The organism is Armatimonadota bacterium (assembly GCA_022563855.1).
Taxonomy (GTDB): Bacteria; Armatimonadota; Fimbriimonadia; order Fimbriimonadales; family Fimbriimonadaceae; genus JADFMN01.
The window spans coordinates 129,781-156,378 of the sequence record JADFMN010000005.1 but is presented as its reverse complement, the minus strand read 5'-3'; the positions used below and the strand labels follow the sequence as shown (position 1 = coordinate 156,378).

The following is a 26,598-nucleotide window of genomic DNA, read 5'->3' as shown; positions in this document are numbered from 1 at the left end:
CAGCGAGTCAGGCGTCGATCTGTGGAATGAGAACGTTAGCGGAGCGATCATGCCTGATTACGTTCGGATTGGACAGATGCTAATCGACAAGGGCCTGCTGACCCAAGAGCAGATGGACACCGCGCTCGAAGGGCGCGGCGGCGCCTACCAGCGGTTCGGCGAGTCCCTGATAGAACAGGGCTACGTCGCCGAACAGGATATCATCGACTGCCTGGCCGATCAGTACGGGCTGGCGCTTGTAGACCTCGAACAGGTCGATTGCCAGCCAAGCGCGCTGCGGATCTTCTCGGAGTCGTTTGCCGCCTCTAGGTCGATCCTTCCGGTGCGAATCGAGGGGCAACTTTTGCACTGCGTAGTCTCCGATCCGATGGACTACACGCTGGCCGAAGCGATGGAAGCCACCCACGGCCTTGAGCTTGTGATCAGCCTCGCGTGCCCGACGCTGTTGCAGGACGCCATCGAGCGGGAATACGCAAGGCTGACGGCGTAACTACTGCTTCTTCCACCAGAGTGTGGTCATGTTCGCGTGACGCTCTACCTCTTGCTCCAGCGCAGTCATCTCGGTGCGCGTCATCTCTTTGAACGCCAGCGCAAGCTTCAGATTCTCAGCGGCTTCAGGGATCTTGCGCAACCCGATCGTCAGCGTCGAGATCGGCAGCGACAGCGAGTAGCGGATGAACTCTGCCGGCTCGAACTCTCCTTTCGTCGCTCTTTCGATGCCTTTCACCGACTTCATTCCGACTACTGCAAGACCCTTTTGCCTAGCAGTCGGTATCACTTCCTCCGCAAAGTCGTTGACGTGGCGATCAAGCGCGCTCGTCGGCACGAGAATGGACTCGAACGGGTACTCCTTGATCGCCCTCAGAATGACCTCGGGGCGCGTGTGGCCGGTGATGCCGATGTGGCGCACAAGCCCCTCTGATTTCGCCCGCTCAATGCCCTCGATGGCTCCTCCCTTGCGCAGCACGGCATTGAGCGAACCGTTGTCGTTTACCGCATGAACCTGGAGTAGATCGATCGTCTCTGTGCCAAGCCTCTTGAGGCTCTCGTTGATCTCCTTGTACGCCCCGTCGGCGGTGCGCTCCAAGGTCTTCGTGGAGATCCACACCTGATCTCTTCTTCCCGCTACCGCCTGTCCGATCAGGGTCTCACTCCGCGTGCTCTGATAGCTCGGCGCCGTGTCGATGTAGTTGACCCCGGCGTCCATCAGCTCGCGCAAGGTCCGCACAGACCGTTCGCCGGCGGGCATCTCGGCGGTACCGACGGCGTAGATCGAAGCGTCCCAGCCCATCTTGCCCAGCGGGCGCGTCGGCATCTTTGGGGCGGACTTCAGGAAGTCGCCCAGCAGTCCGGTGAGGCTGGCCGCACCGACCGCGCTTGATCCCTTCAAGAAATCTCGGCGAGATATGCCCACGACCTAAGTCTAGCCCGGAAATCAATTTGTTGTGCTTGGGACGTGAGGTTTGCTACCGCGATTCGCTGTATCTGGGGACGCTCTGCGCAGCGGGCAAAGGGGTCACCCAACCGGGACTGAGCAACGTAGCGCTACACTCGCTCAGCGTGGCAGCGCGGTAAGTCAGCGTGAGTTCGCCGAGCGACTCCGTCGCCAGCAGCGTCAGCAGATTGTCCATGGGCTGGGCGGTTACGGGGCGACCGATGAGAAACCGAACGTTATGCTGCTGCAACGAACTGGGCAGCCACCGGATCGAAATCCTGCCGTCCTCCTGCACCGCCCTGATCGGCACATCTGAAATCACCCTGACTTCGCTCGCAAGCGATCGCACGAACGCGTTTGGGCCCATCAGATAGAGGCCTGATCGGAAAGAGTACATCGGCTCGACCAGGTCGAACGGTAGGGCGGGGTAGCCACGACGCTGCCGGTACAGCCGCAGACCCCGCTGCGAACACAGACCCGCCTGCAGCATCGCTCCCATGAGCCTTCGCTCCGGCTCTTGGCAGAGCGCGCCGGCGATCGCGAGCAGCGCCGCAGCCCGGCGAGATACGACCTGGTCGGACATCCAAGGCATCCAAGTAGACCAGTCGATCCGTGAACTCGCGCTCCTGAGCCACTCGTTCTCACCCGACGGCTCGCCTCTTGCGTGCAATTGAGATTGCCAGAGCAGCACGCGCGCTGCAAAGTCGTCGAAGCCGGTGCCGTCTGCGGCGAACGGGTGCCGTTGCCCGGTGTTCGCCTCTCGTGTGTACACGGCGGCGTCTCGGTACCTGTTCAGCCGCTCGTCGATGTCTTTCGCAAGTCCGGCGCGGCTCGACGCAACCAGATTTGAAAGCGCCAGCTCGACGAGCGCAGAGATGTCGTCGCCCTCGATCACCAGCGGATCTTTCGCAGCGATGGTCAGCGCGCGACCGGTCGGGACTCTGCGCATTGGAAACGTGATGGCTAGCTTCGGTTCTGTCGTGTAGGCGATCACGCCGTCCCAAAGTTCGGCGGAGGTCTCCCGAATCCCAGAGAGAATCTGGATCGGATACCCTCCGGCTCGGCTCAGAAGGGCCGCAGCCGGGACAACCGCGCCCGGGCGATCGAAAGTCCAAACGGCCGTCACGCCGTCTTCGTCGGAGCGAATCCGGAAGTCCAAGAGACTTGGGTTCTTCTGCGTCCAAAACGACTCGTCTCGCTCTATGGCTTTGACGGCCTGGCCCAGCTGCGCCGCGGTCAGTAGCTCGGTTTCGCGCGCACCAAGCGGGAGGCAGACACGTATCCATCCCTCGAAGTGCTCGGTGCTTTCAATAGTCCACTGACCGGACTGCCCCGTGATCCTTACGCCAACGGGGAACTCATCGAACACGAATAGAACCGGTGGCTGCCGGGTTCGGAAAGAGAGCATGAACCACTTCGATGCCGGAATCGGCACGTCGGCGCCGGCGCTGCCCTCCGGCCACGTCAGGTACGGCGACTGAGGCGACGAAACGGTGAATCGAAATCCCAGCGGAAAGTACAGCTCAAATCCAGGCCGGCGCAGATCGACGCGAATTTTCTGTGGGCTGCCTTCCCGGCGCTCACCAACGTAAGTAGCCCTGCGTTCACTGACTTCGACCGGGGTGCCCGACCAAGGGCTCGCAAAGCGAATGAGGCCAGATGACGGATTCTGCGCTCTGAACCCCTCCTGAAACAGCCGGAAGCCAGGCACCTGCGGGATCGACGAGTATCCGAACCGTCCGAACGACTGAGCAACGGCGAGCGCTGCGAAACAGACGGCGGCGGCGCTAATTGAAGCGCGCGCCCAGGATTTCAATCCCAATTCTCTTCGTCCGATTTGAATAGCTCAGTCCGACTTCACGAAGACCGATTCGGTACGCCAACACGATAGTCTGGTCAAAATAAGAGTCGCCTGCGTACTGGTCTAAGAAGTAGTTGTAATAGGTGCGCCATTGCGAGCTGAACGCTACGTCCAGGCTCACGCTCGCGCTCAATCTGTCGACGTCCAAGCTTCGCGAGGCAAAGGTTCTCATCGTCCACGCACCTCTGCTGTAGTACGCATCGGCCGTCAATCGGTGTCGGCCAAGGGCCTGCTCGGTAAAGCCGTCGGCCACGTAATCGTACGTAGTCTGCAAGAACAGTCCGTTTCCGAAGTTCGACACCATCGATACAGTCGCCAAATGACTCATGTTCGACGTGACCTGAGACCCCTCAAAGCGGCTGAACGTGTACGACGCGCTCACAGAGTTGCGGCGGTTGATCGTCCACGGCTTGCTGATGAAGCGGGCCCGAAGCCCAACGCGGCTCTGCCCCCCGTTAAAAAACTCCGATCGGATGTTGCTCTCGCTGGCCGTCAAGCCAAGATAAACCCTTACAGGCAAGCTACCGAGTTTGATCGGATCCTTCTCCAGCACAAACAGATACTGGTCGTTTTGATACTGGGCACCACGCAGGCTCTGGGCGCGCGAGGCACTGACCGTCGCGTGAAATCCTTCAAAATCGTGATTGATGTTCGCCGTGGCGAATACGCTGCGATGTGCCGGAAAGTTGAGCTGCGCCGAGATCGAAGTTCCTGCGTCAGTCCGCCAGTACTGCCGGATGGCAGCGCCCCAATCGTCTCGCAGCAAACCGCTCACAACTAGTCCGCCGTCCATCGAGTGGCCTTGGTTCCACTTGTACTCGTAATCCAGATACGTGCCGCCGGACACCCCGACTCCCGTGCTGTAGCGGTTGCCGTACCGGAATCTGAGCAGACTGGTGCGCCCTGGGGCCAGATCGAGATAGTACGGATAATCTATGGCCAGCCTGTTGTTTGAGATGGTCAGAATAGAATCTGTGATGATGGGCGACTGCGGATGCGTGCTCGCTTTGTAGAGCGGCAATCTCATGATCGTCTCGCCACCAACGATCACCTCGGCTCGGTAAAAGTGAACCTCCTTCGTCGGATACGCAATGGCCTTCTTGCTGCGGATGATCGTGATCGACTGCGAGATGTCCTTAAACCCCAACAGAGCTGAGCTTATTGCTCCGACGTGCGGTGAAATTTCTTCGCCATCGATGTCGACGAGGCCCAGGCGATCGCGAACGACAGACCGGACATTGACCAGCAACCACGCGCGATCTATCTGGTACGATTCTGCCTCGTACACGGTGGTACCCAACCCTCTGCGCTGGTTCAGCCGGATGTACAGCTCCTCGTACTCCCTGACAGTGTCGCCGATTTTCAGCGTCGCCCGTCTCGCCCTTACCTCATAGTTCGGCACCTGGATTTGCACGTCGTCTGCATCGATCGTTATATCTCGGTACCGAATGTGGACGCCCTTGTCTGTTGCGCTTGCCTCCAGAATCCTGTCGTCGTAGCTGTACGTCATCGTGTTCGAACTGACGACCTCGATGTAGTCCTTCCTGCTCGACAGCAGCGATGGATCCGAGACGAATTGGATTCTCAGTAGCGCGTTCGCGCCGTATTGCAAGACGGCTGCTCGCACCTTCGCCGTGCCGGGGATGCTGCTTGCGACCAGGGTTGCCTGGGCGAGTCCGTTTTGAGTGGCGACAAGGCCGGTTCGGAACGTGCCGAGAGTCGTCTCAAAGACGACTCTCGTTCCGTCCGGCACCGGGCGACCGGAGCCGTCCCGAACTTCTGCTGTTACGGTGATCGTAGTTCGACCATCCGAGACGGTGATGGTGGGGAACGCCGTGAGTTTGATCGTACCGTTGGCCGCTAGAGCCAGCAACGGCACGACAGCTAGCACGGAAACCGCGATTAACCTAAGTAACAGTCTGTTCGCCATCTGCATCCGCACCGCCCGCACACGCAATGTGCTGACGTCCGGTCGGGCTGTGGGACTCCCACAACCCGACCGCATTCGCCAACGGTTAGCGGATCACGTTAACCGGAACGATCTTTCTGACTCGCTCGCCGTTCGGTGTCTCGGCCAGTATCTCTACTCTGTACGTGCCGGGAGCGACCGCGCGATTTGCGTTGTCTCGCAGCGCCCACGTCACCGTGTTCTCGCCTGCATCGTCCGCTCGACCGCGGGTCACCGTATAGATCTCCTTGCCCGTGGCGGACAGAATCCTAATGGAGACCAGCGCGTCCGCCGACAGCGCATAGCTGATCGTCATCACACCGCTTCTCAAACCAGGAGGCTGGCTAACGATGACGTTGCCGATCACCGGCCGACTCGAGCCGCCCGGCTCCAGCGTCAGCGTGAACGCCCGCGTCCCAGGCTCGCTCATGTGGAACGTGTATCCGGACACTGCGCGGAGATCGCGCCGCTCATTGGTCGCGAGATCCGTCAGCTTGGCTCGAATACCCCTCGGAATCGACGGAAGATTCGGCCAAGTTATCGTGACGTCGCCAGCGCTCTGGGTCGTCACGTAAATCTCCCACGTGACCTTGCCGGCGCTCGAAGAGAGCGCTTGCGCAAGCCGAATCTCGTTGCCGTGGTATTCGCCTGAGATCGCGAGATCGACGCCGGAATTTGCGTTCTGGACGACTGGCGGCTTCGGAAGCTGCAGAATGTCGCGCAACCTAGGATCGGTGACCACGCCGACCCAGTTCTCTGTGTCCACGCCGTCTTGCGTTCTGGCCGTCAGCTGCAGTCTCCACTGCTTGTCGCTCCTGTTCCACGGCTTCTCGTACTCTGCGCGACCCGCGCCCGACAGGCCCTGCAGGAGTACAGCAGGCCACGACAGGCGGAGCGGCTTGAATACGGTCACGAAAATCCAGTAAGCCTTGTGAGCTTCAAGGACGTCCGTTTGACTGACCGTCCACCGATACGAACCGGTTCCGTCGCCGCTTATGCCGCGATCCCAATGCGCCAAGGCTGAGCTGACGAACCCGTTGTTGACGAGCTCCGACCAGGTGAACACCTGTGCCGGGTTGTCCTCAGCCACCGCGATCAGGTGCGACAGCGGAATCGGATAGTTGTACGGGTTGCCGATCATGTTCCAACCCTGACTGAGGCTGTACAGCAGCCCGCCGGTGTTCGTATCCCCAGCCCGGCTTGCGTTTTGCATGTCGATGAAGCCGAAGTCTGCGGTCGGAATGATCCAGTACCCTTCGCCGCGCTGCGCGGACGACGCCGGCAAGTATTGAGCCTGAGCGGTGTCCCAGCGGAATGCGACGAAGTCGACGACCGGTTGCAACCCCAGGATGCTCTCGAACGAGTTGTCCGGAAATTCGTATGGGAAGGTGATCATGCTCGCCTTCTCCGGGAGTCGAATTCTCGGCGTAGCCGCTACGACAACGTTGGCCGTGAGCTGTTTGGCAGGCCCTGGCAGCGGTTGGAACGTTACGGTCACCGGTATGGAGCCGAAGGTCACTCCGTCGCTCTCGACCAACCAATCGACGAACGCTATTTCGTTCGGGTCGATTCTGTCAAGAGTTTGCAGCCGCTGCTCGCCAGCGACCAGGCTGAACCCGTCTCCGAGCGTGATCGTGAACGTCACGTTGCGCATGGCGACCTCTTTGTCGACGTCGGCGTACTGGTTGTCGATGTACGCTCGGACTTGGAACGGATTCGGCGCCAGACCGTCCTGACCGGTAGGATCAGAATTGAGAACCTTGGGCGCGTCGATCATCGCAGTGTAGGGGTCGAAGTAACTCGACACGCTCCAGGCGCTCCTAATGTAATGGGACATCTGAAGTATAGCGCCGGGCTGCACGGTCCTAACTGGGAACCGCTGCACGAACGCCGTGGCCGAGATAAAGATGTCCCCCGTCTCTGACGTTCCTCCCGGCGGGTCCGTGAAGACGTGGTCACGGATAACGTTGTCCCAGATGAGTCCTGGGCGCGTGAAGGGGCCGTAGTTGCCGACGAGGAACAGATCGACGGCCGCTGCCATAGTGTCCCTCCCGTAATCCTCGCTTGGGACGTTGTCGATTCGCAAGCCAGAATTCACTGTCTGACCGAACAGGAATTGGACGAAGTCGGGGAACCGAGGGCTGCTGGTTGCGTATCGGTGCTCTAGGCGGAACGGCTTGCCGTTCGGAAATAGGCTGTAGCCAATGAAGTTGTCTGGCGTTAGCTTCGCGCGTCCCGTGACGGTCGTCAGGAGCGAGTGCGCCTGGTTCGCGCTATTGCTCGTCTCCGGGTCGAACTGCCCAAAGCCCGTCTTCATGGCCACAGCAGTCGCGAAGAACATGCCCAGCGGCCGCGGCTCTTCTCCGAGATTCCGAATGTCCCACTGTATGCGCGCAGCATCGCCTATCAGACGGATCGTGCGGATCACGTCGATCTCGCCGTCCGACCAGCCATGAACCATGTACCGCTTGCTGGCGCCTACCCACGCTGTGTGCAGGCCTTCGTCGCCGAACAACTCCCCGTTCGCCGGGTCGTTGTCGTCCTTGAGCATGATCATGTAGGAGAAGTCGCCTGCAGGATCGAAGGGCGCGCCCATCGTTAGCGCGAGGCCGTCGTCGAACGGGGTCTGTATCGAACCGCCCAGGCCGACCCAAAACGACATGCGTCCGGGCGCATCGTATGTGATGACGGAAGGGTAGCAGGGGACGGAGTACTGAACGGTCCCAGAGACGCCAGCCGATGCTCCTATCAGATCGGTCCAGATCGCGTGGATGCCGTAATCGGCGGAGTAGGGAGACTCCTCTTCAATCCAGCACTCCAGAAACCAGCCGGGCGGGAGTTGCGCGTGCGCCGTTGAGACCATGCCGACCAGCAACACCGTCAACCCTGCCACATATTTGAACTTGCTCATTTCCATTTTCCTGAGATTCCTGATGACTTGCCGGGAACTCTCGGTTCACCGGCAAGTCGTTCTTACTTCAGTCCATTCAACTCCCATGTGCATCCATTCACTCGCCGAGCGGTGGATCCGGCGGCTCTGTGACGCGCTTGAAGCGCCGTACGCCGCTGAACACGTACCGTATTCCACTTGCGTCCCGAACTGGCCCTGGGAAGTCTTGAGTGTTCTTTGCTCCGACTCGCCAGTAGATGTCGGTCGCGCCTGGCAGGAACGTCGACGTATCGATCGTCGGCGAACTGACCGTCTGACCACCCGGCTCCACTAATTCGACGAAAGGATCGAGCGTAATAGTTCGACCCGTCGGGAACCCTGGACTATCGGACAGTTGCACGACGTACTCAAGGACTACGCTCGGCACAGATCCGCGAACGGACGTGAACTGGAACGTGATCGGCGTCGTGACGATCTGGTCGTTGTCGGGCGAGCGCAGTTCCGCACGCACCAGAGGTGTTGCCACCCCTTTTGCGAACACCTTCGTCGATGCGAAGTAGCACCAGCCTTCTTGCGTACCGCCGCCTGTGGTGCCGCCGCCGCCAGTGGTGCCGCCGCCCGTGCCGCCGCCAGTGGTGCCGCCGCCCGTGCCGCCGCCCGTGCCGCCGCCTGTGGTGCCACCGCCGCCTGTGGTGCCGCCGCCGCCCGGAAGGGTGCTGGCGTCGACGCGATAGATGACCAGAACAGAGTACTGGTACGGAGTGCCAGGAACGATGCCGTTAGGCACGGGGGCCGTCCCATTGAGATCTTCAAACGATTGACACACGCCAAAGTCAGGCGGATCCATGGTGTACCAGGTTCCTGCCGCACTGCCTAGAGCATCGTCTATGATGCTCCCTTGAACGCCGTCCGCGACCGCGACCGGGGTTATCGGGTCGTCGCGGAACACCTGCCACTGCCACGGGCCTTCCTGGTTGCCGCGCAAGAACGCGTCGCGCTTCCATGAGACCTTCACACCCGGGACGTCGTTCGCTAGCACGATCGCCTCTGTGTTGACCGATGAGATGAGCGCTGCGTTGCCGGCGCGACCTTGCCCCAGCAAGAACGCCAGCAGCACGAGAACGACCAACAGCGAAACGAGACCGCTGTTGCTGCCGCCGACGCGCCCGCCTCCGCGTTTCGTCCGCATACCTCCACTCGCATCGATCGTGCCTATATCTGGCACGGTGTACAGGACGCGCACCTTATCGCCCGGCTGTACGCCCTTGTACGTCCGCGTGATGTTGATGAACGCAGACCCCGGCGAGACGTCGCTGACGACGGCCTCCGCAACCTGGTCACTACCGCGCAAAACGATGATTCGCATGCCTTCCACGAACCCTGAGCGGCTGCCTTTGTTGATCAAAGCGCGATCGGTGATCGTGTTGAGAACCGTGGCTGAAGGTAGATTCCTCTGGCGGATTTGGTTGACGGCGTCGAACGCGGCCTGCTTCATTGCGTCCCGAAACATCGTGGCGTCGGGAGTGTCATCGGAGCGCACGCCGGTTTGGGCCGACAGGCCCGCTCCGTTTACCGTAAGGCCAGACGCTACGTCGTGCACGAACACCCTCATGGCCACGGTTGCTTTCTTGCCGCCGTCTTCCTCCGTTATCCGCCAATCGGTGACTTCGCCCCGCACGATCGTCCGTGCGCCTAACTCCATGCCCAAGCGCATCAGTTGAGTTCTCTCGATGGGCGGATCTCGGAATCCGAGCCTGGCCATAGCGCGAGCGACCGTCTCACCTGGGATGATCTCCTCACCGGTCGCAGCAGTAGCAGCCCATTCGCTTCGAATGGACTCGGCAGCCGCCGTGCCCAAGTCTGCGGTGTCGCCATCTTTGGTAACTCTAAAGTCAACGATCGCAACCGCGTTGTCGGCAAGAATTTGGGCGGAGGCCGTCTGCACCCCGCCGAACGTCAAGATGGCGGCAAAAGCAGCGCCCAAAACGAGGGCGGGCGAACGCCCGCTCGAACCCAAAATACAGCTTCTCACTACCTCGCGTCCTCCACAGTCCAAATCTTCATGTGTCGCATTATCACGTCCGAATAGCCGGCCACCAAGCTCCGATCCGCTTGGCACACCGCTCCAAATCATAGCTGAAAACTTGTTGCAAACGCAATTGCGGGAACCGCATTATGGAAAATGCGCCGAACTGTGTCTATTTCGAGCCTTCGTTGCTATGATTCTTGGTGTCGGGAGTATAGCATCTCTAATGGTATCCGTCAGTTGGATGCTCGGTAGGAATGCAAGAGCTCCACTACGTGATTTTGGACGTCTGCAATCGCCAAGTCCGTTCGTATTACTCGGTCTGCAAATGCGCATTTGACGCTCGTCGGAAGCTGAGTGGCCAACATTCGGACCGCAGCCTCTCGGTTCCCGAGCCTCGCTTCAAGCCGTGATAGCTGCTGCTCGCGGCCACAGGTGACGACCCACGTCCGGCGGAATTTCCCCTGCAGACAGCTCTCGACCAGCAGAGGGATCTCGACAAGATCGGCTTGTTCCAGCACTATCCGCTCCCAGACGAGGCCGTGCACCGCGCTGTTCAGCTTGCGGCGCGCCTCGGAATCGTGCACGACCCTGTTCCGCAGCGCGGCTCGATCTAGCGGCACCGGCATGCCCAACATGAGTCCGATCTCGGATTGGGTGACCTCGTCCTCAAGAACTTCCTTGGCCAATTCGTCCGCCGAACACACGTTCCAGCCCTGCTCGCGGGCTATGTCCAACACGGTCGTCTTCCCCTCCGCGATACCGCCCGTCAGGGCTATCCCTGCGATTATGGCCACGTCACAAAGACGCTCAGCGAGAAACCAACGGTGCAGACGTCTCCTCTAAGAGTCAGAGTCGGCTTCGCTCTTCGCCTCCGGCTCTGGAGTGCTCTTCGCAGGCTTTTCACTCGGATCGCTGGGCTTTGCCTCCGCCGGATCAGCGTCTGTTTCGGCTTTGGCCGACTGTGAGGATTCGTCGGTCTCTGCGGCCGCCTCAGGCGCCGCGTCACCCTCTCCTTCCAGAATGCCCTTGAGCATGCCGAGCCGTTCACCAATCGTCGCACCTCCGGTCGGCGTTCTTCCACCGCCTCCACCGGCCTCGCCGGTCTGTTCATGGTGGCCGCCCTTTCGCCCGCGCTTGCCGCCTTTGCGCGCTCCAGACTCGTAACTGTCGTATCCGCCGCCTGAACGCTGTGAGCCAGAACCCTCTCGGAGCGTCAAGACCATCCGCCGCTCATCAGGTCGGAGATCCAAGATTGCAGGCTCGACTTCTTGCCCAACCTCGATGACCTCGCTGGGCTTCTTGATTCGCCGGTTCGACATCTCGCTGATGGGCAAGAAGGCCTCGGCACCCTCCGGAAGCCTGACGAACGCCCCGCTCTGTACGATGCGGCTGATCTGCACCTTGATCTTTTGGCCGCGGCGATAGTTCTTCTTGATATCGATCCACGGATCCGGAAGCACCTGCCTGAGTCCGAGGCTGACTCGACCGTTCGCTTCGTCGAGGCGCAGCACCATCACGTTGATCTCCTGTCCCTCCTTGAGCACCTCCCTCGGATGATCGATTCGCACCCAGCTCATCTCGCTGATGTGAAGAAGGCCGTCGATACCGCCCAGGTCCACGAACGCGCCGTAGTCGGTAATCCGGCGAACCTCCCCGCTTAGAACGTCGCCGGGTTTCGTATTTGAGAACAGGTTCTGCTTGACCTCGGACCTGCGCTCGTCCTCGGCCATCCGATTTGATAGGACTACCTTGCGGCGATCGCGGTCAATCTCGATGATCTTGACCGGCAAAGTCCCTCCGACGAACCGCTCGATATTCCGCAGCTTGCCGCTGCCGACGTGAGTCGCAGGAACGAACCCTCTGACCCCGATATCGACGACGAGCCCGCCCTTCACCCTGTCCACGACTTGAGCGTCGAACATCTTGCCGTCCTCGAACGACTGCAGAATGCGCTTCCACTGGTTGTCGAAGTCCGCCTTGCGCTTTGAAACGACCGGGGCGCCCTCTGCGCTGCCCGTCTTGAGGACGATGACGTCGAACTTGTCGCCTGTCTTGACGATCGCCTGGGCGGAGTCGACCGACTGATCGCTAAGCTCGGAGAGCGGGAGAACGGCCTCGTTCTTGGTGCCCAGATCGACGAACACGCGATCCTGCTCCACCTGGATGACGGTCGCTTCCACGCGATCTCCTCGCTTGATCGGCCCGCGGGCTTCGCTCGCATCATCCCCTTGCAGAGTCGCCATCGCAGCCTCGAAGAGGTCGGCGTCGGCTGCGCGCTCCTCGGTCGGCGCCGATTCCTGCGGAGTGACGGGCGGTTTCTCGACCTCTGCCGCAGGCATATCGACAGCCGCTTTATCGTCGGTCGGCGCTGTGGGTTCTGCGCTAGCCGCTTCTTGGTCTGCAGAGGGGGGAGTAGTTTCCTCCGCCCCGCTGGAAACGGTCTCCGTCAGATCGTCAGTCGGAGCACCAGAAACGTCTGGCCCATTCAAGCCTGCCTCTGGATGGTCGTCGGAGGTCGTCGATGCGTCGAGGGGGCCCGCCGTCTCGGTAGCCTCCCCAGAATCGGGTGTTGCACCACTGGCCGTCTGAACCTTGTCGGTTGCCTCGGCATCTGGCGCGCTCGCGCCATGGTCAGTCGTGGTCGTCTGGTCGTCAATCATGCTCAATGCTGATCCTGTACAAAATTCAAATGCGCCAGCTTCAAAATGGAAGCCGCAATCGGTTACCCTATTGTAGCCGAAGTCTTTGGCGGAATCCAGGTCTTGAGCGCTGGGTAGAGCGTTCGGTAACGGTCTCTGCTCTCTGAATAATCGGCTCGCTTCGGTTCAAACGACATGTCTAGGCTCACCAAACTCTGGCACGCCTGGGCGGTGTCCGGCCAAATTCCCAGCCCAACCCCGGCCAGTATCGCAGCGCCGGAGGCGGGCCCTTCATCGACCGACAGCCTCCAGCATTTAAGCCCGCTCGCATCCGCCAGAACCTGCATCCAGAAATCGCTCGAAGCTCCGCCGCCGACGACTCGGAGTTCGGCAGGGTCCGCGCCGCAGCTCTTGAGCTGATCCAAGCAGTCCAGAACTCCGAACGTCGCTCCCTCGAACACTGCCCGCGCGAGGTGCTCTCGGCCGTGCCGCAGTGTCAAGCCGACGAACGCGCCGGTCGCGCTCGGGTCGTCGTGCGGACACCTTTCGCCCGCCAGATACGGCAAGAACGTCAGCCCGTCGCAACCGACCGGTGCAGCGGCCGCTTCCTGATTCATCTGGTCGAATCCGCCGTCCGGATAAAGGAGGTCGCGAGCCCAGGCGACCGCACCGCCGCAGCTCAGCATCACACCCATCGCGTGCCAAGCCCGATTGGCGTGGCAGAACGAATGGACCGTTCGGCCAGGCCGGTCGGCGGGTGCCGCAAGAGGTGCGAACGCGACGCCGCTCGTACCCAGGCTGACGCTCGTGATCCCCGGCGAGACTGCACCAGATCCGACCGCGCCTGCGGCTTGGTCGCCTGCGCCCGCGACGACCGGGACGCCACTTTTCAGGCCCTCGACTTCCCTGGTCTCACCTACGATTTCATCCGATTCGAACACCTCGGGGAACCAACTCGGCGGCAGCGACAGCTTCTTCAGAATCTCCTCTGACCAATCGCGTTTTTGGACGTCAAGGAGCCCCGTGCCAGAGGCATCGCTCACGTCGCTCGCCGTTGCGCCGGTCAGGACGAGGCGCACGTAATCCTTCGGCAGCAAGACCTTGTCGAGCCTGTCGAACAGCTCCCGCCGGTTGTTGCGAAGCCACAGAATTTTGGGCAGTTGAAAGCCGGTCATCGCGGGGTTGCCGGTGATCTCCACCAGTCGTTCAGCGCCGACCGCTTCTTCGATCTCTCGGCAATCGGCCCCGGTCCTCTGATCGCACCACAGTATCGCCGGCGCGAGCACTTCTCCGTCCTTGTCGAGAAAGACCGATCCGTGCATCTGCCCTGTCAATCCGATCGCGTCGGGGCTGCTCTCTCCGATCTGCGCGATGCACTCGAGAACGCCTCTCACCCAGTCGGCCGGATCCTGCTCCGCCCATCGCGGCTGGGGTGTGGATAACTCGTACGGGCTGGACGCCTGCCGCAGCACCGCGCCCGATTCGTCGATCAGAACCGCCTTTGCGCCAGATGTGCCGACGTCGATACCGAGCAACCTTGCCATCGCGCCAATTGTACTGGCCGCAGGCAAGTAGACTCCGCCCGTGCGTGCTGCGGTCATCGATGTCGGTTCGAATTCGATCCTGCTCTTGGTGGCGGAGTTCGACGGTTCAGGTTGGCGCACGGTGTTTGAATCGAGCGAGGTGACCGGTCTCGGCACCGGGCTTGGCTCGGGCGGTGAGCTTCAGCCGGAGTCTATGTCTCGCACCTTGGACGCGATTGCGGAGGCGAATAAGAGAGCGGCCGGGTTCGGCGCTGCCAAGGTGACCGCGGTCGGGACGATGGCGCTGCGAATCGCATCCAACTGTGACGAGTTTCGTGAAAAGGCGGCAGCGCAGGGCACGCCGGTCGAGGTCATTTCAGGCGAGCGAGAAGCCGAACTGGGGCTTCTCTGTGTGCTCGAGGACCCTGTGTTTGCCTCACACGAGTGCATCTCCATCGTCGATCCGGGAGGCCACTCGACGGAGATCGTTATCGCCCAGCGAGACGGCGACTCGTGGAGTACCTTGTCATCGACGAGCTACAGGATCGGCGCGCTCGGACTTTGCGACGAAGTGCTGGGTTACGACAGCCCCAACGGCGGCCAGCGGCTCGCGGCCACGTCGCAGATCGACTCGGCCTTGTCGGCGCAGCCCCCGGCCAGCGAACCAAACGTCGCTGTGACTCTCGGCGCGACGGGGACGAACCTGGTGACCATGCGTGAGAGGATGACTACGTGGGATGCTGCGCTCGTTCACGGCGCGTACCTCAGTTATTCGGACGTCGGCAGCGCGGTCGGCACATTGTGCGACCTGACCGCAGCTGAACGAGCGGGTTTGCCTGGGCTAGAGAAGGGCCGCGAACTCACGATCCACGCCGGCGCACTGATCCTGGAGCGCTGCCTGTACCTGCTCCGCGTGGAAGGGTGTTTCGTCTCAACGCGCGGTTGGCGGCATGCGCTCCTCGAGCAGGTCGCGTTTGACAGTCGTTCACCAGGACGAACAAGCTAATGCGACGAGTCCCTGTCAGCCTGCAGTACTGACCCGTGCATTACCACTGCGTACCCCTTCTCCGCGCTGTCCTTTTTTACGATCTCGAAGGCTCTGTCCACATCCCTTTCGAAAACACCAATTCCTTCCATGCCGAGATGTGGATCACCTGCGCGGACTGAGATGCCGCTCTCATTGAGCAGATCATAGACTTGCCAGGCTTCTCGACCGTCGACCCAACATATCCAAACGGCGAACTCCCAATCGAGCTCCGCTGGGGCGAACGGTGTACCCCTTTCGGACACCTCTGTCTTCCCCTGCTCAACCCCGGCGATCGGTGGATCAGCTCGGTCGCCACACCCTGCGATCGTTAGGCAGACTACAGTAGCAAGCGGCCCCATGTTGATCCTTCCCATACGACCAGCTTACAGCAACAGGCCGCGAACTCGGCAAAACCGACGGATAATAGTTGTATGGCTAAGAGCTGGCTCGACGGCGAGTACTTGCTGCGGTCCACGGTGGCCTGCGTGACGTGCGTCGTGCCGGTGATCTTCTTCTACGCGTGGCTAGCGTTCGACCAACTTGCTCACGCGGAGATGTGGGTGCGCCTGCTCGTCATGGGGGTCGGCATCATCGACGGCGGCGCGATGTGGGCGCTCGCGACGCACTGGTGGCGGTTCGCCGACCGCAACTGCGCGGGCGTGCTGTCAGCGGTCTTCGCCGTGGCGCTCTTCCCCAGGCTGCTCGAAGCTGAGGCGTTCACGCTCCAGTATTGGGCGGTCGTTCTCGCGTCGGTGGTTGCAGGGTACGTCCTGGGCTACGTAGGCCATTGGCTGGTCGTGCAGATTCAGAACGACCGAGGCCAGCTAGTTACAGACTAGCGGTTTTCTGCTCAGGCTGCGATGACGCTCGAGCTAGTACGAGTCCTCGGGGAATATAGCGGCCCGGACCTCGGATGCGTCGAACGCCGCCAGCACGCCGGCATCTTTGCTGAACCTGACCGTAGCGCTGTCCGACTGCATGCGGAAGCCGACCACGGCGCCTTCGACGAACGGCACGATCGTGGCGCCGGCAACGAACACAGACCTTAGTTCGTGGCGGTCTGCCCTGCCGATCTTCGCGATGGTCTGGTCGCCGTCCATGAGCGTCATCGTCACCGACTCTCCTTCGGCAACGAGGGAGAGGGTCCGGGTACCACTGAGTTGATCGACAATCGGCGGTGAATCGTCCATGCTCATGAGAACAGTTTAGCCCTAAGGCACGACAGCAAGTACCGAAGAAACCTGCAACAGAGTGCCAGCAGCGACCACTTCAGGTTCAAATCTAGGGGAATCGGGAGGCCTCAGGGGATGGAGAGAATCAAATGGCAGACTATGTTTGTCACTCTGATGCTGCGTTCGACACGTGCCAGATCAACTACGCAACATACCTCTTGCGGAACGCCGCCGCGCGATTGCTCGCTGGTACACTGAGAGAACGCTGTGTCTCCCGGCCTCAGTCTGCGGAGGCTGGGCAAGAGAGGAGTGAACGATGAACAAGCAATCTGGTCTGCTCGTGGTCGTCCTGACCGCGATCGTGACCTTGCTGCTCTTTTTCGCGTTCAGCGGCAGTGACGACGCCCAAGGTGGCAGGGAGGCGAAAACCAAGACAGCGTCTGTGCCCGGCCGCGACGTCGACGGCGGTGAGGAGGCAGGAACCGAGATCGTGTGGGTGAGAGACGGCGAGATCTACGTCATGAACGCCGACGGCACAGGGCAGACAAACGTGTCGAACAGTCGGTCCCGCGAGTCCCAGATTGCGTTCAGCCCTGACGGATCGAAGATCGCGTTCCTCTCTGAACGCGGCGGTGGTATCTACATCATGGACGTGGACGGCACCGAACTGGAGCGGGTGACGATCAGCAGGGCCTTCGACTATCTCCCAATCTTCAGTCCCGACGGATCAAAGATCGCCTTTGGATCCCGCCGCGATGGCAACCCGGAGATCTATATCGTGAACACAGACGGTACGGGACTCGCGCGGCTGACAGACATCGTGGACGGGGATTACCCCTATGACTTCAGCCCGGACGGGTCGAAGATCACTTTCACATCGAAACGCGGCGGGAACCGGGAGATTTACATCATGAACACGGATGGTACAGGTGTCGAGCAAATGACCGACATCGACGCTCACGCCGTCTATCCAACGTTCAGCCCGGACGGGTCGAAGATCGGATTTGTGGCCGGGGACTGGGGAAGCTACGACCTTTACACCGTCAACACGGACGGCACTGAACTGACGCGGTTGACGAACAGCCCGGGCAATGACGTGCGCACAGAGTTCAGCCCGGACGGGTCGAAGATCGCGTTCCACTCCATGCGCGATGGCAACCACGAGATCTACATCATGAACGCTGATGGCTCACAGCAGACAAATCTGACGAACAACCTGGCCGGCGATACGGGACCAGTGTTCAGTCCCGATGGGTCGAAAATCGCGTTCGTGTCCGAACGGGACGGCAACTATGAGATCTACATCATGAACACGGACGGAACAGGAGTGATGCGGCTGACGAACGACGCGGCTTTCGATGGCTCGCCCTCCTTCCCGCTCCGTCAGAAGAAGAAGTGAGTAAGGCGGCTGGCCGGGCTGTTGGAACCTGACTTCGTGGTGACGCACGAGTGTTGCCGGGTAAAGTTTGAGGACGCCATGCCTCCAGGGCTCAGGCAACGGAGGCTGGGCGAGAGAGGATTGACCGATGAAGAGGCTCTGTGCTTTGGCCGTGGTTGTCCTGGCGGTCCCCTCGCTGCAAGGGGGCGGCCGTGGCGACGTCGGCGGAGGTGTTGAGGCAGAAACCAAGATCGTGTTTCAGTCCCACCGCGACCGCAACTGGGAAATCTACGTCATGAACGTGGACGGCTCCGAACAGACGCGGCTGACAAATGACTCGGCGTGGGACAGCACTCCTGCGTTCAGCCCTGACGGGTCGAGGATCGCGTTTACGTCTAACAGAGTCGGCCAATTTATCTTTGATATCTACGTCATGAACGCGGACGGTTCCGGAGTGACGCGGCTGACGAACACTGAGGCTGACGAGCACGAGCCTGCGTTCAGCCCGGACGGCTCGAAGATCGCGTATGTGTCCTCCAGCGAGTCTGTCTTTGATATATACGTCATGAGCGCCGACGGCACAGGGCAGACGAACCTGACGAACGACGCGGCATTCGATTTTGGCCCTGCGTTCAGCCCAGACGGGTCGAAGATCACGTATTGGTCCATCCAAGACCGCACCACTGACATTTACGTCATGAACGCAGACGGCTCGGGAAGGACGAATCTGACGAACAACGCCGCCGAGGATCGAAGCCCCGCGTTCAGCCCTGACGGGTCGAAGATCGTGTTTCGGTCTGACCGCGACGGCAACGACGAGATATACGTCATGAATGCGGACGGCACGGGCCAGACGCGACTGACGAACAACGTCGCTGAGGATCACAGCCCTGCCTTCAGCCCGGACGGCTCGAAGATCACGTTTGTTTCCAAGCGTGACGCCGAGAACGAGTTCTTCAGGAAAGAGATCTACGTGATGAACGCGGACGGCACAGGAGTTACGCGGCTTACGGATAACGAAGATGACGATCAAGACCCCTGCTTCCCACTCCGGCAGAAGAAGAATTGAGTCCAGCGGCTGGCCGACGGGAAACTCGTCTGGAGGTCTGCGATAGCACTCCCCGGGGGTAGCGGCGTTTGACAGTTCGAGCGTATACGGGCATACTGGCGATGAAATACCCGCTCATCGAGAGGCCACTAGATGTTCCGGTCGCAGGACAAGCGCAGAAATATCGGTATCGGCGTCGCAGCCGTCATCGCTTCTATCACGGTCGGCTCGATCGGCTACAACTACCTCCAGAAACCGAAGCCGTTCCAGCTTTATACGTCTGACGGCGGGAGCTTCAGCGCGCAGACGATCGACCCCTCGAGCTTGGAGAGCGGACAGCTCGTCATCGACATCTCCGGCGAAGTAAAGAACCCCGGCGTCTACCAGTTCGACCCCGGGCTGCGCGTCGTGGACGCCCTGAAAGCGGCGGGCGGCACGACGGAAGACGCTGATCTGACGCTGCTCAATCGCGCGGCGGTTCTGGTCGCCGACAGCAAGCTGATCGTGCCGACGATCGACGTGCCGGTCGACCTCGGCTGGTACGGGCTTTCGGGTGGTGGCTCGACTGCGGGTGCTGCCAAGAAGCCGGACATCCCGCTCGCCTCGATCTCTATCAACGAAGCGTCGGCGGCGGAGCTGGATCTGCTCCCAGGAATCGGCCCGGCGTATGCGGGCAGGATTATCGCGTACCGCGAGCGCGTCGGGAAGTTCAAATCCATCGACGAGCTGGTGAAGGTCAAGGGCATCGGCCCGAAGACGCTGGCCAAGATTCGGCCGTATATTCGGCTGTAGTTAACGATGGTGGCAGTCTTCGCAGGATGAGCACTGATCGCTCGCTCTGACCCATACTATCACTGAGTTATGGGTCTATTCGGCATGTTCGGCAAGGCCGCTCGCATGAAGCGATTGGTCCAAGAGACAGACGACTTGCACGAGAGGTTCGCCGAGGAGCTGGCCCAGTGTCCTGGGCCCAACTGGGAGTTCGAGGTCGTAACGGATTCGAGAGGAAAGGTGCTGGCAAGTGGCTGGAAACACAATCCGCCCCCCGACCGCTACGAGCGCAACGGGCTTCGGAATCTCGGGCCGTATGTGAAGCGGCTGCTCGAATCGGAGAACTGGTATTCGAGTGTGTCAATCTCTTCGACAGATGGGGAGAAGGGGCTCCTGATCCAAAAGAAAGAAGACAACGTTTCCATCACTCTGTGCATCAGTCGATCCGCAGAGCCAGGACGAGAAGTGCACGCCCGGGCCTTCTTCGAAGAGATGGGGATCGAGCCGTCTCTCGACTACGAAATCGAAGGCATCAGCGCAGGCGAAGGGAGCCAGATGTTAGAGTGGCCCGTCACAATCGACGCGGACCACCTGACGGATCTCCTCGTTCGTTGCGCGACCGAGATCTACTCGATAACCGACGAAGAGCCGATCGACCTGCAGTTCGAGGAATGCGAGGACGAAGGCGACCGGTACAAGGGAGAAATCACGCTCCACACGCTCTATCCAACGACTGACCCTGACGAAACGGCGACGTAGCAGCAACTGCCCGCACAGGCTTCGCCGGGCGACGAGAATCCGACCGTACGTTCGGCTGTAGTCAACGCGGTTCAAAGTCCGTTAACCGATCTATCAGCTCTACTTTGTACAGTTGAAAACAGTTCCGCTCGAACGGCGGTTTGCCGTGGTGATAGACTGACGACAGAGGGAGCAAGACGATGATCACTGCATTAGCCTGTGTCGCAATCCTGGGCTCCTCGGTTCAGGACAAGATCGACTTCCAGCTTGGGTGGAAGCTGGGCGACAAGTTCACTTACATCGTGGGCATGAAGACGCGCTCCTACGACGGCGACGGTCTCATGACGATCACTGTCACAAAGGCGGACGAGAAGGCCTTCACCGTAACTTGGGCTGAGGTCGCGTTCAGTGGCGACACAAGCCCCCTTCCGGCAGGGTCGTCCTCGATCAGCAAACGAGGACGGTTGATCGGCAAATCGACAGGCGCGGTCAACCTGTTTCTGGCACAAATGCACCTGCCCGAAGAAGCGGTGAAAGTAGGCGAGGAGTTCAAGGTCGCCTATGCATTCAGCGACGCTAGAATCGATCTGCGCGGAAAGCTCGAAAAGATCGATGAACGCAAAGGAAAGGTGGCTCACTTTACCTTTGAGGGTGCCCTGACAATCCCGTTCGTAGGTGCTTCCGAACTCAAGCAACAATCGGTCTTCAATATCACCCGGGGTCTCCTTGTCAGCAGCGAGTGGGACATGGAAGGTGTCGGGAATATCTCTCTGAAACTCGTCGAAGACGATTCGTAAGGCTAGCGCGGTTCGAAGTCTGTGAACCGATCTAGGGGTTCGACCTTCCACAGCTGAAACTGGTTCTGCTCGAACGGCGTCTCCGGGCGGCTCAGAGCGTAACCCATCTCTATGGCAAGGATGATGTCGTCGTCTGAAATCCGCCCGCGCCGCGTGATCACCCAGACCGGGTACTCCATCTGCAGCACGTCGCCGAGGTCGTCCGTCATCTCGGCCGGCCTCTTGAGGTAGTGGTAGACGGAGTACGGCGGCGACTCGTCTATATCGAGCGAGATCGCGACGTCGCTGTCCGTTCTGCCTGTGCGGAAGATGGCGACGCTGCCCTCTTGATCGCGGACGTACTGTGCGATGACGTGCACTTCGGCAAACCGCATCTGGTAGTCGAGATGGAACACCGTCGTCGCAAATACGCCGACCAGCACTGACCAGATCAACGCGCATCTCAGCCACATGTCGTACTGCCCCTTCTCCGCCCTTCTTTCCGAGACCGCGAGCAGCGTGATGATCAACAGAGGTGCGACGGACGGGAGGATGTAGTGCGGCAGCTTCGTCAGGCTGACGGTGAAGAACCCGAGCGGCACGAGCGCCCATATCCATAGATAGCGGCGCAGTGGATCCTCGGGCCGCTGAAACCACTTCGCGCGCATCGCCCACAGCGACCACGGCATCAGCGCGAGGAACAAGATCACCGGGAAGTAGATCGGGTGCGACCACCACGGGACTTGGTGCGCGAGGTCAGTTCCTTGGAACCGACCGATGTTCTGCTCGATCAGGAACTGCTGGACGAACACGTCGCCGTTCACCAGATAGCACGGCACGTACCACGCGCCCACGACGAGCACGAACAGCGCAGATCCGGCGAGCCAGTGCCCCTTGAAGTTCGGCCTCAATTCCCGCATCCGCCAATAGACGAAACCCGCCACGATCAGGAACAGAAGCCCCGCGACCGGCCCCTTCGCGAGCACTGCAAACCCCAGCGCGACCGCAGTCCACGTCCGCATCTTCGGGTTCCCGTTCAACGAGTCCCAGAACGTCGTGAACGCAATCACCAGCGCGAGCACGAACGGCGCGTCGGTCATCAACAGCCGCCCGAGCCCCACCACCAGAAGCGAACCGCAGTACGCAGCAGCAGCCAGCCGCGCGACGTCCAGCGAAAAGTACCGCCGCAAGAAACGGAACAGAACGAACGCCGTCGCCAGAGTGCAGAGCACCGAGGGCAAACGGGGCCCGACCGTGTCGCCGAAAAAGGTGATAGCGGGGATCGTCAGCCAGTAGAGAAGAATCGGCTTCTCGAACCACGCCGCGCCGTTGATCGTCGGCGTGATCCAGTCCCCCCGGAGCATCATGTCGTTGACGACCGCGCTGTAGAACCCTTCGTCGAGATCGGTCAGGCCGGTCGACCAGAATCCGACGAACGGCAAGACGCAAGCAAGCACAAGCGCCCATGTCCGCCAGTCCCGCCGTGCCTGCATCGGCCTAGTTTAGCGGGTTGCGGTTTTGGGGTTCGGGAGTTCGGGGTTGTTCGGGTTGGTCCGGAAGTTCGGGAGTCGGAGCGCGGGCGTTTGGCCCGCACCCCATTGTGGCGCAGGTCTCAAGACCTGCTCTGCGAACGGCGCGACAGCCCGTGAGCATTCGGTGCGGCGCTGCATGAACCATTGGAAATCAGTAAGCAAGACCGTTGCTAGCCCAGGACTAAGAGTCCAGGGGCCGGGGTGCGGACAAAAGGTCCGCGCTCCGAATCGGCTTGCGAGGACGCTCGCCCTCCCAACCTTCAGATTCGGAACGCGTCCTTGTGATGGCGGAGCGCGCTCGGCGTCACGGCGATCAGGTCGAATCGCGTAACCCTCGGTTCGTGCGACGACTTGCGCAGATACTCTTCGGCGGCGTCATAGATCAGCTCAAGCTTCTTTTCGTCAACAGCCAGCTCCGGTTCAACGTCGTCCTTGCCGGTCGACTTGACCTCGACGAACACGAGCACTTCTCCGTCAAACGCGATGACGTCGATCTCGCCTCGGCGGGATTTGAACCGTCTGGTGACGATCGTGTAGCCGAGCTTCAGAAGGTGATCGACCGCGCGATCTTCGGCCTCGGCGCCTACTCGTCGAAGATCAGGCATGGTTGGTTCACCATATCGGAGACCGGGTGAAAAGTGCGGCGGTGGATCGGGCACGGGCCGTGCTCGCGCAGCGCGTCGAGGTGCTCCGGAGTCCCGTATCCGAAGTGCAGGTCGAAGCCGTACTCCGGATACTCCAGAGCGTATTCGCACATGATGCGGTCGCGCTCTGTCTTCGCCAAGATCGAGGCTGCGGCAATGCACGCGTATTTCCCGTCGCCCTTCACAACCGCCTCTACGGGGGCATCATTGTACGGAGGCAATCTGTTCCCGTCGATTAGCGCCTTCGCGGGTTTGATCTTGAGCGCGCAAAGCGCGTCCGCCATTCCGTCCAGCGACGCCCGCAAAATGTTCTTGCGATCGATCACGGCAGGCTCGACGACGATCACCGCCCAATCCGCATGCTCTATGATTCGCCGCGCCTCACTCGAGCGGCGGCTGCGAGACAGCTTCTTTGAGTCGTCGAGACCGGATGCGTCGAACTCGCGAGGCAAGATGACAGCTGCTACGACGACCGGCCCGGCGAGCGGGCCGCGTCCGGCCTCATCGGCGCCTGCGACGTCGGGCTCGTGTATCAGAATAGGCATCTGTCAAGCGGGCCATTCGGAGGCCATCGTTTGACAGTATGCCGGAACTGACACCATAATCTACTGTTGCGCGGCGGGTGTAGCTCAGCTGGTTAGAGCGCCTGACTGTGACTCAGGAGGCCGCGGGTTCAAGTCCCGTCATCCGCCCCAGATTCAGTTGGCAGTTGGCAGTTGGCAGTTGGCAGTTGGCAGCTGCCGCCTTGCGGCTAGTCGAAGTCGTAGTCGTCGATACTGCTGGAGCCGCCGACCTTCTTCGCCATGTTTTTCGCGGCCTGGTGAGTGCCGCCTCCGCCAGAGCCTGTGACGCTGTCCGAGCCCGTCACCGGCGCAAGACCTGCTCCGGCAGTTGGCAAGATCCCAACGCTCTCTTCGCTCTTGGCAGGCTGCTGCGACGCCTGCTCATCGTCTGGAGGTTCGGCCATCGGCTCGACCGGCTTGCCGCAGCCAACGACGAACAAAGTTAGAAGCGCGAAGAGTAAAACTCGCATGATTCCATAGTATCGCAACTTGCGAAGAATCGCGCACGACTGGGATAACTGGCGTCCTGAAAACACAAATGTCTACTATTTCACAGGGTAGAATCGCAGGCCAATGTCGCAGGACAAGATCGTCGTCGTCGGCGCGCGCGAGAACAACCTAAAGAACATCACCGTGGAGATTCCGCGGGACAAGCTGGTCGTGATCACGGGGCTGTCCGGCAGCGGCAAGTCCAGCCTCGCTTTCGACACGATCTACGCGGAGGGGCAGAGGCGGTACGTTGAATCTTTGAGCGCTTACGCTCGGCAGTTCTTGGGGCAAATGAGAAAGCCGGACGTCGATCACATCGAAGGACTCTCCCCGGCCGTCTCCATCGATCAAAAGAGCGCGAGCCGCAACCCGCGCTCCACGGTCGGCACTGTCACGGAGCTTTACGACTACATGCGCATCCTGTTCGCGCGCGCCGGGACGCCTTACTGCCCGAACTGCGACGAGCCGATCGAGCGGCAGTCCACCGACCAGATCGTCGATAAGGCGATGGAGCTGCCCTTGGGGACGAAGATGCAGATCCTCGCGCCGATCGTGCGCGGGCGCAAGGGGACGTATCAGAAAGAGCTGCAGGAGATCCAGGAGGCAGGGTACGTGCGCGTTCGCGTCGACGGCGAGATGTACGAGGTCACCGACGACATCCCGATGGACCGGTACAAGCAGCACACGATCGAGGTCGTCGTCGACCGGCTCGTGATGAAAGACGGAATCCAGCGGCGGCTCGCGGACTCGATTGAGACCTCGCTGAAGATGGGCAAGGGGCTTGCGACCGTGAGCTACGAGGGAGCGCGCCGTTCAAATAAGTCGAAAAGCCTCCACCCCCCAACCCCCTCCTCCATTTCGTCTGACGTCAAGAATGGAGGAGGGGGAGCTAGAGGCTGGATCGACCTGCTGTTCAGCGAGCATTACTCGTGCGCGACATGCGGGTTCTCGATGCCGGAGCTAGAGCCCCGCATGTTCTCGTTCAACTCGCCATACGGCGCTTGCCCAGAGTGTACAGGGCTTGGCACGAAGACCGAGTTCGAGCCGGATCTGATCGTGACCGACCCTTCGCTGCCGTTGCGTGAGGGAGCCATCGTTCCGTTCGTCTACAAGTCCGGCGAGGTGAAGGAGTGGTGGCCGGAGGTGCTCGACGGCGTCGGACGGGCTGTCGGCTTCGACGCCTCGATTCCATTTCAAGACCTGAACGAAGAGCAGCTCGACGCGGTTTGGAACGGTCTGAAGGAGCCGGTAACCGTGATCATGAAGTACGGCTCGCGCGAGCGGAAGTTCCAGTCGCGCTGGGACGGCGTGATCAGGGTTCTGCGCAAGAAGTACGAGCAGACCGAGAGCGAATGGGTGCGCGGCGATTTGCAGCGTTACATGCGCACGAAGCCGTGCCCGGCGTGCGACGGGAAGCGCCTGAAACCGGAGTCGCTGGCGGTGAAGATCGCAGATCGGAACGCTTCGGAACTAACTGCAATGAGCGTTTCGGTCGCGTTGGAGTTCTTCAAGAAGCTCCCGAAGAAGCTGAGCAAGCGACAGCGCACGATCGGCGAGCGCGCGATCAAAGAGATCGTCGAGCGGCTGCGGTTCTTGAACAACGTGGGGCTTTCTTATCTGACCCTGGACAGGTCCGCGAGGACCCTCGCGGGCGGGGAGGCGCAGAGGATTCGGCTCGCGACACAGATCGGGTCGGGCCTGATGGGATGCCTCTATATTTTGGACGAGCCGTCGATCGGGCTGCACCAGCGCGACAACAGAAAGCTGATCGAGACGCTGAAGCGCCTGCGAGACCTCGGCAACACCGTGATCGTGGTTGAGCACGACGAAGAGACGATGCGCGCGGCGGACTGGCTGATCGACATGGGCCCCGGAGCAGGCGAGCACGGCGGCCGAGTTGTCAATCAAGGGACGCTGGATCAGTTCTTGAAGAAGAACTCGCCGACCTCGATCTTTCTGAACGGGAAGGACGAGATCGCCGTGCCGATGTCGCGCCGCGAGCCGCGCTCGCCAAACCCACTGGAATCGGTCGTGACAACGACAAACGGCAAGGCCGGCAAGATCAAGGTGACCGTGCGAAGGAGGGTGAAGATGTGAACGCGCGGTGCCACCTTTGCTACCACTAAGGACAGATC

23 protein-coding genes and 1 tRNA gene are annotated in these 26,598 nt (G+C 60.8%); 10 read left to right on the top strand and 14 right to left on the bottom strand.

What is annotated here, in order from left to right; all coding sequences use genetic code 11:
- Nucleotides 1-49 precede the first annotated feature (49 nt).
- On the top strand, nucleotides 50-490 hold the full coding sequence (locus IH944_08310; protein ID MCH7904554.1) for a hypothetical protein: 441 nt from the start codon (nucleotides 50-52) through the stop codon (nucleotides 488-490).
- Here the strand turns inward: IH944_08310 and IH944_08305 are convergent, their stop codons facing one another.
- The 8 genes from IH944_08305 to xylB all read right to left on the bottom strand — a co-directional run bounded on the left by IH944_08305 (nucleotide 491) and on the right by xylB (nucleotide 14,346).
- Nucleotides 491-1,414 (bottom strand): aldo/keto reductase, encoded by a 924-nt coding sequence (locus tag IH944_08305; GenBank protein ID MCH7904553.1) that lies wholly within the window; start codon nucleotides 1,412-1,414, stop codon nucleotides 491-493. It abuts the gene before it with no gap.
- A 52-nt stretch (nucleotides 1,415-1,466) separates the two neighbouring features.
- Nucleotides 1,467-3,257, bottom strand: coding sequence for a hypothetical protein (locus tag IH944_08300; GenBank protein ID MCH7904552.1), 1,791 nt, complete (start codon nucleotides 3,255-3,257; stop codon nucleotides 1,467-1,469).
- Entirely contained in the window at nucleotides 3,223-5,226 is a 2,004-nt protein-coding gene (locus tag IH944_08295) for a hypothetical protein (protein MCH7904551.1), read from the bottom strand. Before IH944_08295 ends, IH944_08300 begins: the two co-directional genes overlap by 35 nt.
- A gap of 85 nt (nucleotides 5,227-5,311) precedes the next feature.
- Entirely contained in the window at nucleotides 5,312-8,155 is a 2,844-nt protein-coding gene (locus tag IH944_08290; protein MCH7904550.1) for a hypothetical protein, read from the bottom strand.
- A 97-nt stretch (nucleotides 8,156-8,252) separates the two neighbouring features.
- On the bottom strand, nucleotides 8,253-10,166 hold the full coding sequence (locus IH944_08285; GenBank protein MCH7904549.1) for a hypothetical protein: 1,914 nt from the start codon (nucleotides 10,164-10,166) through the stop codon (nucleotides 8,253-8,255).
- Nucleotides 10,167-10,396: 230 nt separating this feature from the next.
- Entirely contained in the window at nucleotides 10,397-10,957 is a 561-nt protein-coding gene (gene coaE / locus IH944_08280) for a dephospho-CoA kinase (protein ID MCH7904548.1), read from the bottom strand.
- A 45-nt stretch (nucleotides 10,958-11,002) separates the two neighbouring features.
- Nucleotides 11,003-12,823 (bottom strand): S1 RNA-binding domain-containing protein, encoded by a 1,821-nt coding sequence (locus IH944_08275; protein MCH7904547.1) that lies wholly within the window; start codon nucleotides 12,821-12,823, stop codon nucleotides 11,003-11,005.
- Between the two features lie 62 nt (nucleotides 12,824-12,885).
- Entirely contained in the window at nucleotides 12,886-14,346 is a 1,461-nt protein-coding gene (xylB, locus tag IH944_08270; GenBank protein ID MCH7904546.1) for a xylulokinase, read from the bottom strand.
- Nucleotides 14,347-14,386: 40 nt separating this feature from the next.
- Here xylB and IH944_08265 point away from each other — a divergent pair, with 40 nt between their 5' ends.
- On the top strand, nucleotides 14,387-15,331 hold the full coding sequence (locus IH944_08265; protein MCH7904545.1) for a hypothetical protein: 945 nt from the start codon (nucleotides 14,387-14,389) through the stop codon (nucleotides 15,329-15,331).
- Here IH944_08265 and IH944_08260 read toward each other — a convergent pair.
- The gene (locus tag IH944_08260) at nucleotides 15,328-15,726 is read right to left on the bottom strand and encodes a hypothetical protein (GenBank protein ID MCH7904544.1); all 399 of its coding nucleotides are present in this window, start codon (nucleotides 15,724-15,726) and stop codon (nucleotides 15,328-15,330) included. The genes IH944_08265 and IH944_08260 overlap by 4 nt on opposite strands.
- A gap of 57 nt (nucleotides 15,727-15,783) precedes the next feature.
- Here IH944_08260 and IH944_08255 point away from each other — a divergent pair, with 57 nt between their 5' ends.
- Nucleotides 15,784-16,191, top strand: a complete 408-nt coding sequence (locus tag IH944_08255) for a hypothetical protein (protein MCH7904543.1) — start codon at nucleotides 15,784-15,786, stop codon at nucleotides 16,189-16,191.
- Between the two features lie 33 nt (nucleotides 16,192-16,224).
- Here the strand turns inward: IH944_08255 and IH944_08250 are convergent, their stop codons facing one another.
- Nucleotides 16,225-16,548: a hypothetical protein gene (locus IH944_08250; GenBank protein MCH7904542.1), complete on the bottom strand. Its 324-nt coding sequence runs from the start codon at nucleotides 16,546-16,548 to the stop codon at nucleotides 16,225-16,227.
- Between the two features lie 292 nt (nucleotides 16,549-16,840).
- Here IH944_08250 and IH944_08245 point away from each other — a divergent pair, with 292 nt between their 5' ends.
- The 5 genes from IH944_08245 (at nucleotide 16,841) to IH944_08225 (ending at nucleotide 21,256) form a co-directional block, all read left to right on the top strand.
- On the top strand, nucleotides 16,841-17,923 hold the full coding sequence (locus IH944_08245) for a PD40 domain-containing protein (GenBank protein MCH7904541.1): 1,083 nt from the start codon (nucleotides 16,841-16,843) through the stop codon (nucleotides 17,921-17,923).
- Nucleotides 17,924-18,050: 127 nt separating this feature from the next.
- Nucleotides 18,051-18,971, top strand: a complete 921-nt coding sequence (locus tag IH944_08240) for a PD40 domain-containing protein (GenBank protein ID MCH7904540.1) — start codon at nucleotides 18,051-18,053, stop codon at nucleotides 18,969-18,971.
- Between the two features lie 132 nt (nucleotides 18,972-19,103).
- Nucleotides 19,104-19,742 carry a helix-hairpin-helix domain-containing protein gene (locus tag IH944_08235; protein ID MCH7904539.1) on the top strand — a complete coding sequence of 213 codons (639 nt, stop codon included), beginning with the start codon at nucleotides 19,104-19,106 and terminating at the stop codon, nucleotides 19,740-19,742.
- Nucleotides 19,743-19,811: 69 nt separating this feature from the next.
- Nucleotides 19,812-20,480, top strand: coding sequence for a hypothetical protein (locus IH944_08230; GenBank protein MCH7904538.1), 669 nt, complete (start codon nucleotides 19,812-19,814; stop codon nucleotides 20,478-20,480).
- Between the two features lie 179 nt (nucleotides 20,481-20,659).
- The gene (locus tag IH944_08225; GenBank protein ID MCH7904537.1) at nucleotides 20,660-21,256 is read left to right on the top strand and encodes a hypothetical protein; all 597 of its coding nucleotides are present in this window, start codon (nucleotides 20,660-20,662) and stop codon (nucleotides 21,254-21,256) included.
- A gap of 2 nt (nucleotides 21,257-21,258) precedes the next feature.
- Here IH944_08225 and IH944_08220 read toward each other — a convergent pair whose 3' ends face one another.
- The 3 genes from IH944_08220 to IH944_08210 all read right to left on the bottom strand — a co-directional run bounded on the left by IH944_08220 (nucleotide 21,259) and on the right by IH944_08210 (nucleotide 23,956).
- Nucleotides 21,259-22,728, bottom strand: a complete 1,470-nt coding sequence (locus IH944_08220; protein ID MCH7904536.1) for a glycosyltransferase family 39 protein — start codon at nucleotides 22,726-22,728, stop codon at nucleotides 21,259-21,261.
- A gap of 299 nt (nucleotides 22,729-23,027) precedes the next feature.
- The gene (locus IH944_08215; protein ID MCH7904535.1) at nucleotides 23,028-23,372 is read right to left on the bottom strand and encodes a YraN family protein; all 345 of its coding nucleotides are present in this window, start codon (nucleotides 23,370-23,372) and stop codon (nucleotides 23,028-23,030) included.
- A complete protein-coding gene (locus IH944_08210) occupies nucleotides 23,351-23,956 on the bottom strand; it encodes a ribonuclease HII (protein MCH7904534.1) in 606 nt (201 codons plus the stop codon). The genes IH944_08215 and IH944_08210 overlap by 22 nt, the downstream gene beginning before the upstream one ends.
- A gap of 73 nt (nucleotides 23,957-24,029) precedes the next feature.
- Between IH944_08210 and IH944_08205 the strand changes: the two genes are divergently transcribed.
- Nucleotides 24,030-24,106: transfer RNA gene (locus tag IH944_08205), tRNA-His, on the top strand.
- A gap of 56 nt (nucleotides 24,107-24,162) precedes the next feature.
- Here the strand turns inward: IH944_08205 and IH944_08200 are convergent.
- On the bottom strand, nucleotides 24,163-24,444 hold the full coding sequence (locus tag IH944_08200; protein ID MCH7904533.1) for a hypothetical protein: 282 nt from the start codon (nucleotides 24,442-24,444) through the stop codon (nucleotides 24,163-24,165).
- Nucleotides 24,445-24,547: 103 nt separating this feature from the next.
- Here IH944_08200 and uvrA point away from each other — a divergent pair, with 103 nt between their 5' ends.
- On the top strand, nucleotides 24,548-26,560 hold the full coding sequence (uvrA, locus tag IH944_08195; GenBank protein ID MCH7904532.1) for an excinuclease ABC subunit UvrA: 2,013 nt from the start codon (nucleotides 24,548-24,550) through the stop codon (nucleotides 26,558-26,560).
- The last annotated feature ends 38 nt before the right edge of the window (nucleotides 26,561-26,598 follow it).